This is a genomic window from Pseudomonas sp. AC355, from assembly GCF_979258205.1.
The window spans coordinates 4,562,864-4,577,818 of the sequence record NZ_OZ409843.1; the positions used below are offsets into that span (position 1 = coordinate 4,562,864).

General features: G+C 57.0%; 12 protein-coding genes and 3 tRNA genes. 6 read left to right on the top strand and 9 right to left on the bottom strand.

The annotated features are described in order from the left end of the window. Nucleotides 1-2: 2 nt before the first annotated feature. On the bottom strand, nucleotides 3-2,306 hold the full coding sequence (locus ACZ0AI_RS21255) for a DUF1631 domain-containing protein (protein WP_463563570.1): 2,304 nt from the start codon (nucleotides 2,304-2,306) through the stop codon (nucleotides 3-5). Between the two features lie 209 nt (nucleotides 2,307-2,515). On the opposite strand from ACZ0AI_RS21255, the gene ACZ0AI_RS21260 reads away from it, so the two are divergent. The 3 genes from ACZ0AI_RS21260 (at nucleotide 2,516) to ACZ0AI_RS21270 (ending at nucleotide 2,759) form a co-directional block, all read left to right on the top strand. After that, nucleotides 2,516-2,591: transfer RNA gene (locus ACZ0AI_RS21260), tRNA-Asn, on the top strand. 10 nt (nucleotides 2,592-2,601) lie between these two features. Continuing rightward, nucleotides 2,602-2,678: transfer RNA gene (locus tag ACZ0AI_RS21265), tRNA-Pro, on the top strand. 5 nt (nucleotides 2,679-2,683) lie between these two features. Then, nucleotides 2,684-2,759: transfer RNA gene (locus ACZ0AI_RS21270), tRNA-Lys, on the top strand. Nucleotides 2,760-2,887: 128 nt separating this feature from the next. Here the strand turns inward: ACZ0AI_RS21270 and ACZ0AI_RS21275 are convergent. From ACZ0AI_RS21275 to pilB, 7 genes are all read right to left on the bottom strand, one after another. Next, nucleotides 2,888-4,186: an NAD(P)/FAD-dependent oxidoreductase gene (locus tag ACZ0AI_RS21275; protein ID WP_463563571.1), complete on the bottom strand. Its 1,299-nt coding sequence runs from the start codon at nucleotides 4,184-4,186 to the stop codon at nucleotides 2,888-2,890. A gap of 251 nt (nucleotides 4,187-4,437) precedes the next feature. After that, entirely contained in the window at nucleotides 4,438-4,944 is a 507-nt protein-coding gene (locus ACZ0AI_RS21280) for an MOSC domain-containing protein (protein WP_463563572.1), read from the bottom strand. 55 nt (nucleotides 4,945-4,999) lie between these two features. Next, a complete protein-coding gene (gene yacG, locus ACZ0AI_RS21285; RefSeq protein ID WP_225835420.1) occupies nucleotides 5,000-5,200 on the bottom strand; it encodes a DNA gyrase inhibitor YacG in 201 nt (66 codons plus the stop codon). Next, nucleotides 5,197-5,805 (bottom strand): dephospho-CoA kinase, encoded by a 609-nt coding sequence (gene coaE, locus ACZ0AI_RS21290; RefSeq protein WP_463563573.1) that lies wholly within the window; start codon nucleotides 5,803-5,805, stop codon nucleotides 5,197-5,199. Before coaE ends, yacG begins: the two co-directional genes overlap by 4 nt. A 177-nt stretch (nucleotides 5,806-5,982) precedes the next feature. Continuing rightward, nucleotides 5,983-6,855, bottom strand: coding sequence for a prepilin peptidase (locus tag ACZ0AI_RS21295; protein ID WP_463563574.1), 873 nt, complete (start codon nucleotides 6,853-6,855; stop codon nucleotides 5,983-5,985). A gap of 2 nt (nucleotides 6,856-6,857) precedes the next feature. Beyond that, on the bottom strand, nucleotides 6,858-8,078 hold the full coding sequence (locus tag ACZ0AI_RS21300; RefSeq protein ID WP_463563575.1) for a type II secretion system F family protein: 1,221 nt from the start codon (nucleotides 8,076-8,078) through the stop codon (nucleotides 6,858-6,860). A gap of 2 nt (nucleotides 8,079-8,080) precedes the next feature. Further along, nucleotides 8,081-9,787, bottom strand: a complete 1,707-nt coding sequence (gene pilB / locus ACZ0AI_RS21305; protein WP_463563576.1) for a type IV-A pilus assembly ATPase PilB — start codon at nucleotides 9,785-9,787, stop codon at nucleotides 8,081-8,083. A 260-nt stretch (nucleotides 9,788-10,047) separates the two neighbouring features. On the opposite strand from pilB, the gene ACZ0AI_RS21310 reads away from it, so the two are divergent. Together ACZ0AI_RS21310 and ACZ0AI_RS21315 are read left to right on the top strand one after the other, a co-directional pair. Next, on the top strand, nucleotides 10,048-10,539 hold the full coding sequence (locus tag ACZ0AI_RS21310) for a pilin (RefSeq protein ID WP_463563577.1): 492 nt from the start codon (nucleotides 10,048-10,050) through the stop codon (nucleotides 10,537-10,539). 118 nt (nucleotides 10,540-10,657) lie between these two features. Then, nucleotides 10,658-12,490, top strand: coding sequence for a sulfatase-like hydrolase/transferase (locus ACZ0AI_RS21315; RefSeq protein ID WP_463563578.1), 1,833 nt, complete (start codon nucleotides 10,658-10,660; stop codon nucleotides 12,488-12,490). A gap of 190 nt (nucleotides 12,491-12,680) precedes the next feature. Here ACZ0AI_RS21315 and ACZ0AI_RS21320 read toward each other — a convergent pair whose 3' ends face one another. Next, complete coding sequence (locus tag ACZ0AI_RS21320) at nucleotides 12,681-14,264, bottom strand: peptide chain release factor 3 (RefSeq protein ID WP_463563579.1); 1,584 nt, start codon at nucleotides 14,262-14,264, stop codon at nucleotides 12,681-12,683. A gap of 154 nt (nucleotides 14,265-14,418) precedes the next feature. Between ACZ0AI_RS21320 and ACZ0AI_RS21325 the strand changes: the two genes are divergently transcribed. Further along, on the top strand, nucleotides 14,419-14,856 hold the full coding sequence (locus ACZ0AI_RS21325; RefSeq protein ID WP_463563580.1) for a DUF192 domain-containing protein: 438 nt from the start codon (nucleotides 14,419-14,421) through the stop codon (nucleotides 14,854-14,856). Nucleotides 14,857-14,955: the final 99 nt, after the last annotated feature.

The window sequence follows — 14,955 nt, forward strand, 5'->3', positions numbered from 1 at the left end:
TCTCAGTGAGTACGGCCGGTGAGCTGTTGCAGAACACGATAAACGGCGGTTAGCGCGCGATCGACCATCGGCGCTGCCCGATCCGGCTTACTGAAGCGGGCTGTGCCCTGTTCCATTTCCTGGGCCAACTGGCTGACCGATTTGACCGCAGCGCGCTGACCGTTCGGGTCAACGAACATGTAGTTGTGGGTTGTCGGGCTGTACCAGGACAACTTCAGCGTCTGACGTTTATCGCCTTTGATGAATTCGAACCACGTACCGAATTCGACCTTCTCAAGCTCGCGCACCAGGCGCTGGCCATTTTGTGAAAGCGTGGTGTTGGCCAGGGAAGGGTCGAGCAGTGCAGCCTCATCTCCCAGCATGGCACCCAGTTGGCTGGGGCTGGGCGGCAATGTCATGCCGGAGGCTAGTTCGGGTTGTCCCGCCTGAACGGCATGCTGACAGGCGACCAGATCCTGAAGTAGACGGCGGATGTCATCTTCGTGGTAGCCGCCTAGCAGCATCAAGCCTTTGCGCAACTCTTCGAGCATCTCTATACGCAGATGCTGCAGTCGATCACGTTGCGTGGCGTCGAGCGGTATTCCGCTCCAGGCCAGCTGCTCGGCCGTTTCGCTGGCGCGCTGCCATTCGTTGCTGGATGAGCCATGGCGTAACTGAATGAACACCAGTACATCAATCCAGGTGCGCTCCAGGAAGTGACGAATGATCGGCGGCGGTGAGCGTTTGGCCAGGCTTTGAGCGATGACCTGGGCAGACCGGTGTCGGGCGGCCAGCAGTTTGTCGCGGCCCTTGGCTGTTTCTACCGTCCGCCGTTCCTGGAGATCTACCCGCTGCTTGAGTGTGCCGGTGAGCTCATTGAATTCCTTGAGCAGCTCGTCGAACAGGCGCAGGTCGCCGCTGAAGTGCTGAATCACTTGCTTCACCACCCAATGTACCTTGGCCAGCAGGCCGTGGGCTTCATCCGGTGCACCATAGAGAACACCAGCTTTAGCCATGGCATTGATCAACTGGCGCGCTGGATGGTGTTGCTGGGTGAACAGGGCTTTATCCAGCAGTGCCACTTTCAGGTAGGGCGTGTGCAGGTGGGAGAGGGCTATCTTGTAGGGCTGCGGCAGATTGTCGTCATCGAGGATAAAGTCGAACAGCATGCCCACCAAGTCGATGACATCGGTTTCCCTGTTGCCCAGTCGATGCTGTTGTGGCTCCTCGCTATGGCTGGCCAGTTGTCGCTGCAGGTCGGCCTTCAGCCCGGCAACCTGCTGCGGTTGTTCCAGCCGCTGGGCCAGCTCGATGGCGGACGTTTGCTGCATGCGATTCAGGGCTGCCAGCAAATCGGCCGCATCATAAGTGCGCCTGGCGCCTTCGGGCGCGAAGCTGGCCATGCTTGGCGTACTGCCGGGCTGGCTAAGGGTGCTCTGTTGCTTGCGATATTCGGCGAGCAGGGCGCCTAGACCTTCGACCAGTAGCTCCATGTTGGCGGGTGGGGCGGCATCAAGATCGAGCAGCGGGGGCTCGTCATGCGCTTCACTCGTCGGGGTGTTGGCGGTGTGTGGCGTCATCTTCGTCTGCGAAGACGGGGGCGCCTGCTCTGGCGTGCGTGCTGAGGTGTATTTGAGGTTGGGCAGCACGCCTGCATCTATCAGACGCTGATTGAGCGCGTCATAGAGTTTTTCCAGCTCGTGCATGAGCTGTTTGTCGAACAGGCTGTACAGCACCAGTTTGATTCTCAGTGGCAGCTCGCAGGGGCCAAGGGCCGTGAGAAATGCCTGGGCTATCGTTTTGGGTGCGAGCGGATTGCTGCCTTCCGGCAGCGGTTGGCCGTTATTGAGAAGCGCAAGGCGCTGCTCTAAAGCGAACAGTGCCTGGGCGCAGCGGGCCTGAACCCGGCTGGCCATATTGGTCACCTGGAGGATTTCTTCGTAGTCCTCGTTCTGCACCAGCGCCAGATCCTCGGCGTGTATATCCGTAGGCGATACAGCGCTAGCAACCAGCTTGCCGTCGAGAAAGTCGGCAATGCTCTGAGAAATGCTCAGGTGGTAGTGGCGTTCAATCTGCGGACGCAATGTGCGGATGCTGCGCATGCTTTCGAAGAACAGTGCCTGAACCTGATTGTTCTCTGCTTTCTCTGCGCACTGAAAGAGGGTGTCGTCGACCTGGGCGAAGGTGCGCGCCAGGTTATCCGCCAGATGATTGAGTACCAGCTTGCGACAGCTTTGCCCCAGCTCACTGAAGCGTGGCTGAATGCCTCGGCTTGCCAGTGTGCGCGAACCATTTTGGGGGGGCGGCGGCGTGCCTTGAGTGGTCATCGGTATTCCTGGGTGAGACCTCACTGCGGTGCTTCAAACAGTGCAGGTATTCGGTGAAGGTATAGCAAATGGCCATTCTTTCGCAAAGCATTGTCATAAAAGCAATTTAGGGGGTTGACAGTAGCTCGCGGAACCGTAAAATGGCGCGCCTCTGCAGCGGCAATTGGCGAAAGCCAAAAGCTAGTAACAGAGACTGAAAGAAGCATAGTTCCGCGATAGCTCAGTCGGTAGAGCAAATGACTGTTAATCATTGGGTCCCTGGTTCGAGTCCAGGTCGCGGAGCCAATCTTTCCTTCGGGGTGTAGCGCAGTCCGGTAGCGCGCCTGCTTTGGGAGCAGGATGTCAGGAGTTCGAATCCCCTCACCCCGACCATTTTTGGGTCGTTAGCTCAGTTGGTAGAGCAGTTGGCTTTTAACCAATTGGTCGTAGGTTCGAATCCCACACGACCCACCATTTCAAGCTCTGCTTGAGTAAGAAACCCGCCTAGTGCGGGTTTTTTGCTTTCCGGGCCATGCACATAACATTTCTAGAGCCATCTTTAAGAAGGGCGCCGAGGTTGTCACTCGGCGCCCTTCTTAGGATCAATGCAGCTTTAGTCGCGGATCGGTACTGCGCCCGATACGGTCGCTAAGCATCAGCAGCAGGGTGCGGAAGGGGCCATAGAGCGCCATCTGGTGCATGCGATACAGCGATATGTAAAACATGCGAGCCAGCCAGCCTTCCAGCTTCACGCTGCCCATCAGGTTACCCATCAGATTGCCAACGGCGCTAAAGCTCGACAGCGAGATCAGCGAGCCGTAGTCCTTGTAGGTGTAGGTGGGCAACGGCTGCTTCTGCAGGCGTAAGGTGAGCGACTTGACCAGTAGCGAAGCTTGCTGGTGAGCCGCCTGCGCACGCGGCGGTACGTTGCGCTCGCTGCCATCACCCATCGGGCAGGCGGCGCAGTCACCGAAGGCGAAGATGTTCTCGTCGCGGGTGGTTTGCAGGGTCGGTGTGACCACTAGCTGATTGATCCGATTGTTTTCCAGGCCATCTAGATCCTTCAGAAAGGCCGGCGCACGGATGCCCGCCGCCCAGACCTTGAGGCTCGCAGGAATATGCTCGCCACTGGCGGTAAGCAAACCGTCGGCAGTCACCTCTTTCACCGCAGCGTTGGTCATCACGGTTACGCCGAGCTTCTGCAAGGTGCGGTGAACGGGGGCGCTGATGCGTTCCGGCAGGGCCGGCAGCACGCGGGGGCCCGCTTCGATCAGAGTGATGCGCATGTTCTCGGGACGAATGCGATCCAGCCCATAGGCCGCTAATTGATGAGCGGCGTGGTGCAGCTCGGCTGCCAGTTCCACGCCGGTGGCGCCGGCGCCGACGATGGCGACGCTGATCTGGTCGTTGTCACCGTTGCCGGCATGAGCACGCAGGTAGTGGCTGAGCATCTTGCGGTGGAAGCGTTCGGCTTGTTCGCGGGTGTCGAGGAAGATGCAGTGGCTGGCCGCCCCTTCGGTGCCGAAGTCATTGGTGGTGCTGCCTACCGCGATCACCAGGGAGTCGTAAGCGAGTTCGCGTGCAGGCACCAGTTCGCGGTTGTCCTCATCCAGCGTTGCGGCAAGTTGGATGGTTTTGCGTTCGCGATCCAGTCCACTCATGCGGCCGATCTGGAATTCGAAGTGGTTCCATTTCGCCTGAGCAACATAGTTGAGCTCGTTCTCCGTGGAGTTCAGCGAGCCGGCGGCGACTTCATGCAGCAGCGGTTTCCAGATGTGTGTCAGGTTGGCGTCGGCAAGGGTGATATGGGCTTTGCCACGCTTGCCCAGGGTTCTTCCCAGGCGTGTGGCGAGTTCCAGGCCGCCGGCTCCGCCGCCAACGATTACGATTCGATGGGTCATCGATACTTCTCACAAGGCTAAAAAAACGGTGCTGAGTCCGGGCGAGCAAGGCTCGAAGCGCCAGGCGACTCAGGGGTGCGGCTCGGCAGATCGGATCAATCTGACGCACGATACGATGCTGAGAAACACTCAGGTAGTCATCGACTCGACGTTGATCGCCAAGGTTCAATCGGCCGGGCATGCACCTCGCAAAATGCGCTCAGTCTAGCAGGGCGCCACTGAGCGCGGATCGCGATATATGCTGGCTGCCGCTATTCGAACTGTTCCAGGGGCTCGACTTCGAGCGAGTCGCTCAGGCGAATAATTCCACCCTGTAGTACGCGTGCGGTGATGCCGCCATGGCCGCGTACCGCCTGGAAAGTCCCAAGGCCCAGGCGTTCCTCCAAGCGTGCGCAGGGTTGGCACCAGCCGGTGGTTTCCAGAATCGCCTGGCCAATACGAAAGCGCCGGCCTTTGAGGCTGAACAGGTTGATACCGCTGATGGCGATATTGCGCCTGAGATCTTCGGGCTTTATCGCGTGCTGTGGATCGCGACCCAGTAGCGCGCTGACCACGGCCAAGTGCTCCCACTGAATCAGCGTGACCTGTCTTGCGTTGCGCGGCCCCGGCCGAGCGTGATCGCCAGTCAGCCCTGCTTCGCGGCGTGCTTCCACAGCCTCGAGTGCGAGCATCTCACCGCGTGACGTCGGGCGGACACCGATCCAGCGTACCTGGCCGCGTTGCGGAACGGCGGCGATCAGGGCTTGCAATGGGCTCATTGGGGCTCCGTTACGTGTGCCGTTTTGTAAGATGAGCCGGCGCGCGGTGGTTCAATCAGTGCTGGCGTGGCGGCAGGTCATCGGAAAAAAGATCGTCTTCCAGCTCATTTCCGGGAATCGCATGTTCTTCCGAAGCCCAGGCGCCAAGATCGATCAGTTTGCAGCGCTCGGAGCAAAAGGGGCGGCTCGGGCTTTGCGGGCCCCATTCCACTGGGGCGGCGCAGGTCGGACAGGCGACGAGGGTAGGGGTGCTCATGGTTGGCCTCCATTCAAGGTCAGATAAAAGGCATGCAGGCGTTCGACTTCGCTTCTTATCCACGCCATGTCACGGTCGTTGGTCAGCACGTCATCGGCATGGCGCAGGCGCTCCTCGCGCGTTGCCTGAGCGGCCAGAATCGTTTGCACCTGTTCAGCCGACAACTGATCTCGGCGCATGGTGCGCTCGATCTGCAGTTGCGTGGGCACATCCACCACCAGCACGCGCTGCGTCAGCTTGTATTGGCCGGACTCGATCAGCAGCGGTGATACCAGAATTGCATAGGGTGATGTGGCGGCGTTCAGGAATTGGGCGACCTCTTGGGCGATCAGCGGGTGCAGTAGATTTTCCAGCCAACGGCGCTGTGCGGGGTCTGCAAAAATTCGCTCGCGCAGTGCCGAGCGATTCAGCTGGCCGTCCGCTTGCACAACCTGCTCGCCAAAATGTTCGGCAATGGCCGCTAACGCCGGTCGGCCAGGCTCCACGACCCAGCGTGCCGCCTGGTCTGCATCGATCAGATCCACGCCCAGTTCGACGAAATGCTCGGCAACGGCGCTCTTGCCGCTGCCGATACCGCCGGTAAGGCCGAGCGTCCAGGGTTTCATGGTGTGCGCGTGCCCCTGCAATCAATAGGGGCGGCATTATAAAGGAGTGAGGGGGTGGTGGTGAAAGCCTTGGCGGCTGGTCGATGAAAAGTGATCTAACGGTTAGCCTGCCAGATCGTAGCCTGGGTATCGCGGAGCGATACCCAGGGTGCAGTGCACTGCATAATCCTTCGGCCGCTAATTAAAGCCAGCAAACTGCAAATAACCGTCGGTAATCTGCTTGCCCCAGAGCAGCGCGATAAACCCTGCAATGGCTAAGTAAGGGCCAAACGGAATAGGCGTGCTGGTATTCGCATCGCGTAGGCGCAGCAGGATCACACCCAGCACTGCGCCGACCACCGAAGACAGCAAAATGGTCAGCGGCAAAATCTGCCAGCCGCCCCATGCGCCGAGCATGGCCAACAGCTTGAAGTCTCCGTAGCCCATGCCTTCCTTGCCGGTCACCAACTTGAACAGCCAAAACACCGACCATAAGCTCAGGTAGCCAGCCACTGCGCCCCACAGGGCATCTTCAAGGCTGGTGAACAGACCAAATTGGTTGACGATCAAGCCCAGCCACAGCAGTGGCAGCACCAAGGAATCGGGTAACAGCTGATGATCCGCATCGATCAGGCTCATGGCCAGCAGGCCCCAGGCCAGTACCAGCATGCTGCCTGCCTGCCAGCTAAAACCAAAATGCCAGGCGATGTAAGCCGAGAGCAGCCCACAGCTTAGCTCGACCAGTGGGTAGCGCAGGCTGATCTGCGCCTTGCAGCCCGAGCATTTGCCGCGCAGAAACAGGTAGCTGATAACCGGGATATTCTCCCAGGGGCGAATTTCATGGTTGCAGTGCGGGCAGCTGGAGTGGGGGAGTACCAGGTTGTAGGTTTCGCCCTTGGACTCGGCGGGTAGCTCCAGTACTTCACGCGCCTGCATGCGCCAGTCGCGGTGCATCATTTTGGGCAGGCGGTGGATAACGACGTTGAGGAAACTGCCGACCAGCAAACCCAGCAATAGCACGCAGAAAACAAAGGCCGGCGTATTGCCGGCCAAAAAGTCGATCACGGTCATAGTTAGACGACGTTGCCCAGCTGGAAGATTGGCAGGTACATGGCGATGATCAGGCCGCCGACCAGTACGCCAAGCACGGACATGATCAGCGGCTCCATCAGCGCGGTCAGGCCATCCACAGCATTATCCACTTCCGCCTCGTAGTAGCTGGCCACTTTGTCGAGCATGGTATCCAGTGCGCCGGATTCTTCACCAATGGCGGTCATCTGCACGGCCATGGCAGGAAACACATTGGTCGAGCGCATGGAGAAATTCAGCTGCATACCGCTGGTTACGTCCTGTTTGACCTTGTTCACGGCATTACGGAACACCACGTTGCCGGTAGCGCCTGCCACTGAGTCCAATGCTTCGACCAATGGCACGCCAGCAGCAAAAGTAGTGGAAAGTGTGCGGGCATAACGTGCTACGGATGATTTGTAGACGATATTGCCAACAATCGGTGCTTTGAGTACGCCGCGGTCCAGGGCATCACGAAACTTCTCCGAGCGTTGCTTGGCTTGCACGAATCCATAACCTGCTGCGACCATGGCAATCAGGAAGATAAACCACCATTCCTGTAGGCCTTCAGAGATACCGATCACGAACAGGGTAAACGCCGGCAGATCTGCACCGAAGTTTGAAAAGACACTTTGAAACTGTGGTACTACTTTGATTAGCAGAATACAAGAAACAATTATCGCGACGGCAACCACCGCAATGGGGTAGTTCATCGCTTTTTTGATCTTGGCTTTCAGTGCTTCGGTTTTTTCCTTGTAAGTGGCCACCCTGTCCAGCAGGGTTTCCAGGGCACCTGACTGCTCGCCCGCTTCAACCAGGTTGCAGAACAGATCATCGAAATATTGCGGCTTGGTGCGCAGCGCTGCGGCGAAACTATTACCGGCTGCTACATGCTGCTTAATATCATCGACCAGCTTGCGCATATTCGGGTTTTCGAGGCCGTCGGCGATGATATCGAAGGACTGCAGCAGTGGAACGCCTGCTTTCATCATCGTCGCCATTTGCCGAGCGAACAGGGCGATATCCAGCGGCTTGATCTTTTTACCACCACCAAATAGCGACATGCCCTTCTTGCGCACTTTGGTCGGGTTGATACCCTGCTTGCGCAGTTGCGCCTTGACCAGGGCGGGGTTCTGCCCGTTGAGCTCGCCTTTTACCACGGATCCCTTGCGATCCTTGCCTTCCCAGACAAATGTGCTGGTCTTCGCTGCCTTTGCTGCTGCCATGGTTAATCCTTGGTCACGCGGTTGACTTCTTCAAGGCTGGTCACGCCTTGCATGGCTTTCAGCAGGGCCGAAGTACGCAGGTCGTTGAAGCCGTCTTTTCGCATTTGCGTGGCAATATCGATGGAATTGCCTTCCTCCATGATAATCCGCTGCAGGCTTGGCGTGTTTTTAACCACTTCATAAATACCGACACGGCCTTTGTAACCGTTCTTGCAATTTTCACAGCCTACCGGGCCATAAAGCTTGAAGGTGCCGAGCTTGTCTGCGGGGAAACCTTCCTCCAGCAGCGCCTCGTTCGGAATGGGCATTTCCTTCTTGCAACTGCTGCACAGCTTGCGCGCCAGACGCTGGGCGATGATCAGGTTCACCGAGGTGGCGATGTTGAAGGAGGGCACTCCCATATTGCGTAAGCGGGTCAAGGTTTCAGCCGCGCTGTTGGTGTGCAAGGTGGACATCACCATATGGCCCGTCTGTGCGGCCTTGATGGCGATGGAGGCCGTATCCAGGTCGCGGATCTCACCGACCATGATGATGTCCGGATCCTGGCGCAGGAACGCACGCAGGGCCTGGGTGAAGTCCATGCCCTGCTTAGGGTTGACGTTAACCTGGTTGATACCTTCCAGGTTGATCTCTACCGGATCTTCTGCCGTGGAGATATTCACGTCCGGGGTGTTGAGGATGTTCAGACCGGTATACAGCGACACGGTTTTCCCCGAACCCGTAGGGCCGGTTACCAGAATCATTCCCTGAGGCTGCTTGAGCGCTGCCATATACAGCTCTTTCTGGCTCTCCTCATAGCCCAGAGCATCGATCCCCATCTGCGCGCTGGCGGAGTCGAGAATCCGCATCACGATCTTCTCGCCCCACAGGGTGGGCAAGGTATTGACGCGAAAGTCGATGGATTTGCTCTTGGATATGCGCATCTTGATACGGCCATCCTGCGGCTTGCGTCGCTCGGAAATGTCCAGCCCAGCCATGACCTTCAGGCGTGCAGCGATGCGCGGTGCCAGTTGAATTGGCGGACGTGCCGTCTCATGCAGAATACCGTCGGTACGAAAACGTACGCGGTAGGCTTTTTCGTAAGGCTCGAAGTGCAGGTCGGAGGAGCCGCCCTTAATTGCATCGAGCAGCATCTTGTTGACGAAACGCACTACCGGCGCGTCGTCGGCATCCTGGCCGCCGCCATCGTTGATCTTCTTGTCATCATCGCCGGACTCCGTTTCCAAGCCATCAAGGTCAACGTCGCCCATGTCTTCCAGGCCGCTGTGCCCCGTATCGAAGAACTTGTCGATGGCATCACCGAGCTTGTCGTCTTCGACCAGTAAGGCTTCAGTGGAGAGGCCGGTGCTGAACTGGATATCCGTAACCGCCTGGTGGTTGGAGGGGTCAGAGATGCCCACGAACAACTTATTGCCGCGGCGCCACAACGGCAGGGTGCGGTGCTGGCGCACCAGCTTCTCGCTGACCAAGTCCCTCGGTTGGCTTTCCTTGTCCAGCGCGTTTAGGTCGAAATAGGCCACGCCAAACTGATCCGCTGCCAGCTCAGCCAGGGCGCGACTCTTTACCAGTTTGTTCTGCGCCAGGTAGGTGACCAGCGACAATTTATTACGCTTGGCCTGGGTTTGCGCCTGCTGAGCGGCCTTCTCGTCCAGTAACTCAGCCAGTACCACCTGCTTGGCCAAACCGGAAAGGGGAATATTGTCGCTCATGGGCACCTCACGCATATCGAATGGGTGCGTTATAGCGCAGATGGCAGTTGCTGCCAAACGGCCAGCACTCAAGTGACGAAAAGTGTCACAAGGTGCGGAGAAGTGCCGTGTGTTGTGCTGGGCATTGCTGGCGTGCAAGGCTCCATTCTGTGAGCGAGTCCGCAGGTTTCATCGTGTTTTTGAGGGTTGGTTTTGTTGGCACGCCTTCTGCATAGTCATCTGCAGGCTTGTCTGCCTGACACTTAATGACTGGAGAGTATATGAAAGCTCAAATGCAAAAGGGTTTTACCCTTATCGAACTGATGATCGTTGTAGCAATCATCGGCATTCTAGCGGCAATCGCCATTCCGCAATATCAAGACTATACCGCTCGCACTCAAGTTACTCGTGTCGTGAGTGAAATCAGCGGCCTGAAAACTGCGGCTGAGGCTGCATTGCTCGAAGGGCGGACGATTGTAAGCAACGATGCTCCGGGTGATGGCGAAGTGGATTTGGGCTTTGTAGGCTCCAACCTGCTGGATGGTACTGGTAAAGCACAGATCGACATTGCCGGTGGTAATACCGATGAGCCGACCATCTCTGGTGAGTTGGGTGGTAACGCTGGTGCTGCAGTCACTGGTGCAGTTGTCACGCTGACCAGAGGTGCTACTGGCTCCTGGGGCTGTGCGGTAACGGCTTCCGCAAGCGGCGGTTGGAAAGATAGTTATGCCCCTGCTGGCTGCCCGGTAGGTGCTGCTACCACTGGCCCGTAATTTTCTCAGGCAGTAATTGCTAGATTTTTTTAAAGTCTGGTAATGTTCAGTGAACACCCCGCACATGCGGGGTGTTTTACTTTATAGGGCAATGTAAATAAAAGTGAGGGGATTATCTGTGACTTGGAGGCGTTGGGCTTGCGTAAGTCTTCTAAGTGAGTTGGTTGTCTGGTTTTTTCTTCCTCTGGCTTTTCTAGCCGCTTATATTTTTCTCTTTGCAGCGCGCTGGACGGTAGTTGGGGCGCACTTTTTTGTGATCCTTTCTTTTTGGCTAGGATTGTTTATTGTTCGTGTCATTTTGTGGCGGGCTCTTGGTCGGCGGGGGCGTTTGTTGGCGGTAGGCTGCTGGCTTCTTCCTGCTCTTTTTTTATTGGGTTGGTATCTTTTGGTTCTGCTAGGGTTGTTTTCCTGGGGGCGAGTAGTGACGGTGCCGCTCATCAAGGCTTATGCCGTTCAGGGAGGTGCTCTCTTTGAAGTTCTTGGCCTCTCCCTCTGGATAGTGACCCCGGCTTTTCTACTTGTGGCGGTAGGGTTTGTTGCCCTCTATCGAGTTATATTTTTTATTGACTGGAGTCGATGGGCGTCAGAGCGCTTGTCACTAGTAGGCTTGTGCCTAGTGACCGTGTTGGGTGGCACGCTTGTATTTGGCCAATATATGCGACTTTGTGACTTAACGGAACTACATCCTCAGGAGCCAATAGGGGTAAGTTTTTTCGGTAAACACTCTGCTTTAATGCAAAGTCACTCTATTACTATATCTCCCGTGCTTGATGCAGCCGAGGATCAGGCATCTGCAAGCTATACGGCAACGGAAAATTTCGTTCCGCGTAATGTGATTCTGATAGTAGGCGATGCTCTTCGAGCTGATCATATGAGTATTTACGGGTATCCGCGTGCTACCACTCCTTACCTTGATGCATCTAGAGAGAAACATCAAACACTCTTGGTGTCGCCTGTGCGTTCGGTTTGTGCAGAATCTTCTTGTGGTCTGGCAGCGATAGCCTCGTCGAGGCCATTGCACTTGTTCCCTACCAAACCCTTTACCCTTCATGAGGTTCTACGACGCCACAACTATGCCGTCAACATGGTACTTTCCGGCGATCACACAAATTTTTACGGATTGAGAGAGTCCTATGGTGTTGTCGATAGCTATTTCGACGGCACGCTACAAAAGGATCGCTATGTAAATGATGATTTGCTCGTGCTTGATCACGTTGCCGATCTTCCTGATTATGATCGCACTCGGCCGGTCATGTTTCAGTTTCACCTCATGTCAAGTCATGGCCTGGGGCGTCGGCATGCTGAGATGTTTGCTCCGAGTGTCAATTACTACAAGTGGGTGCCTGGAAAGGAAGGGATAGTAGCTCCAAGTGAAGACGAGAAGTTAGGCGGTATCAATTACTATGATAACGGTGTCGTCCAGTTTGATCTTGTAGTGGATGGTATTTTGAATGTTATGGAAAGAAAGGGGTATTTGGACGATGCAGTAATTATTATTACTGGAGATCATGGAGAACGGCTCGGAGAGAGGGGGCGGTCTTTTGGACATCAATATAATGTCGAAGAAGGTGTCCTGACCGTTCCATTCATCGTTCAGCGGCGTGGTTATGTAGGTGGTGGGGTTAACGAGTGGCCGATAGCTTCTCAGGTTGATATAGCGCCCACTATACTTTCGGAACTTGGGATTCTCGCGCCATCCGTTTGGGCTGGGCAAGCGCTACAAAATTCGGTAATTAAGCGGAAAATATATTTTCAGCAAGCGCGCAAAGTTGGTTTTTACACGTCTGTATCACCTCATGGGCTTTTAAAGTATTGGAGAAATCTGGATTCAGGGGAAGAGTTTATTTATTCCGTGGGGGATGGCAAGGGCGAGGAAGAGATTAGCCTTGAGTCGTTTGATGAGAAACTACTTGGGCGATGGCGTGCATCGCGGTCTGACGGATACCCGTAGTCTGGATCAGCCGGAGGCGTAATCCGTCGTTTACCGCAAATCTGTCGTATCGGTTGCAGCAACTGAACGCCCGCTTTGTGCGGGCCGTTTTGCTGTTCGAGAGTTGCGTTACTTAGAGACATTTTTCGGATTACGCCTTCGGCTAATACGCCCTACGCTCTTTTCTATTCAAACTTCACATACGCACCGATCAATGATGCTCGCGGGTCGCGCGGAATTTTACGTCGGGCCAGCGCTCTTCCATCAGGCTCAGGTTGACGCGGGTGGGCGCCAGGTAGGTGAGGTGGCCGCCGCCGTCGAGAGCGAGGTTTTCTACGGCCTTGTTGGAAAATTCTTCCAGCTTCTTCTTGTCGCTGCATTCGATCCAGCGGGCTGACCAGACGGTGATCGGCTCGTAGCCGCACTCGACCTTGTATTCCTCTTTCAGGCGGCTGGCGACCACGTCGAACTGCAGCACACCGACGGCGCCGAGGATGATGTCGTTGCTGCGCTCGGGGAAGAACACCTGGGTAGCGCCTTCTTCGGCGAGCTGCTGCAGGCCTTGGCGCAGTTGTTTGGACTTGAGCGGATCCTTCAGGCGCACGCGGCGGAACAGTTCCGGAGCGAAGTGCGGGATGCCGGTAAAGCCCAGCGCTTCGCCTTCGCTGAAGGTATCGCCGATCTGGATGGTGCCGTGATTGTGCAGGCCGATGATGTCGCCGGCCCAGGCCTCTTCGAGCATTTCACGCTCGGAGGAGAAGAAGGTCAGGGCGTCGCCGATGCGTACGTCCTTGCCGGTGCGCACGTGGCGCATCTTCATGCCTTTCTCGTACTTGCCCGAGCAGATGCGCATGAAGGCGATACGGTCGCGGTGTTTGGGATCCATGTTCGCCTGGATCTTGAACACGAAGCCGGTGAACTTCTCTTCCACGGGTTCCACGGTGCGCTCATTAGCGACGCGAGCCAGCGGACGCGGGGCCCAGTCGACCACGGCATCGAGTACATGGTCGACCCCGAAATTGCCCAACGCGGTGCCGAAGAACACCGGGGTCAACTGACCATTAAGAAATTCTTCCTGATTGAATGTGTGGCAGGCGCCCTGCACCAGCTCCAGTTGCTCGACGAAGCGATCGTACTCATCACCCAGGTGGGCACGGGCTTCGTCGGAGTCGAGTTTCTCGATGATCTTGGTCGCGGTGCGCTCGTGGCCATGGCCAGGCGTGTAGACGATGATGTAGTCATCGGCCAGGTGGTAAACGCCTTTGAAATCGCGGTAGCAACCAATCGGCCAGGTGATCGGCGCGGCCTTGATCTTGAGAACCGCCTCGATCTCGTCGAGCAGTTCGATAGGGTCGCGGATATCGCGATCCAGCTTGTTGATGAAGCTGACGATCGGTGTGTCGCGCAGTCGGCAGACGTCCATCAGGGCGATGGTGCGTGGCTCGACACCTTTACCGCCGTCGAGCACCATCAGCGCCGAGTCCACCGCGGTCAGGGTGCGGTAGGTGTCTTCGGAGAAGTCTTCGTGGCCGGGGGTGTCGAGCAGGTTGACCATGTGCTCGCGGTAGGGGAACTGCATCACCGAGGTGGTGATGGAAATCCCGCGCTGCTTCTCCATTTCCATCCAGTCGGAGGTCGCGTGGCGGTCGGATTTACGCGACTTGACCGTACCGGCCACGGCGATTGCCTGCCCCATCAGCAGCAGCTTTTCGGTGATGGTGGTTTTACCGGCGTCGGGGTGCGAAATGATGGCGAAAGTACGGCGCTTGGCGACTTCGGCGGCCTGAATGGTCATGGATACGTGCCTGCTTGAAAGCGTTGGCGGGCCGAGTAAGCCCGTAAAAAGGCGCGATTATAGCGGGAAATGCATGGTCGCTGGGGCCATCTGCAGTGCCGCAAACGGACGCTTGTCGGTAGGATCACCTCTTTATTCAGGTTCGAGGTCACTCATGGCACGTCGGGTTCTGCGCAGCATCATGATTGGCGCCTTGGGGCTCACGTGTTCTATAGCCCAGGCGGGCCTGCCCGAGTGTCACATCAGTTTCCCCAATGGCATGAGCTTGGCTTTGCCGCTTGCAGCGACAGCCGAAGCGCGCACGGTGGGGCTGTCTGCCCGTGACGATATCGGCAGCGGCATGCTCTTCGCCTGGCCGGAGGAGGGAATGCGCGAGTTGTGGATGAAAGACACCCGTGTGCCCCTTTCGGCGGCCTTCATCGATGCCCGCGGCGTGGTACGCAGAGTGGTCGATATGCAGCCCTATAGCCTGCAGCGGCATGGCTCGAAGGAACCGGTGCGCTACATCATCGAGGTGGGCAAGGGCGGCTTCGGCGCACTTGGCGTGGTGGTTGGGAGTCGCGTCGTGATCGACTGCGCAGGTTCCGGATAAACGCAGCCTAACTTGTAGGAGCCGCGCCCCGCGGCGAATCGTGTTGGCAACGCCAATGTCGCGGCAAGGCTGCAATTGTTTCGCGCCGAGGGCGACGCT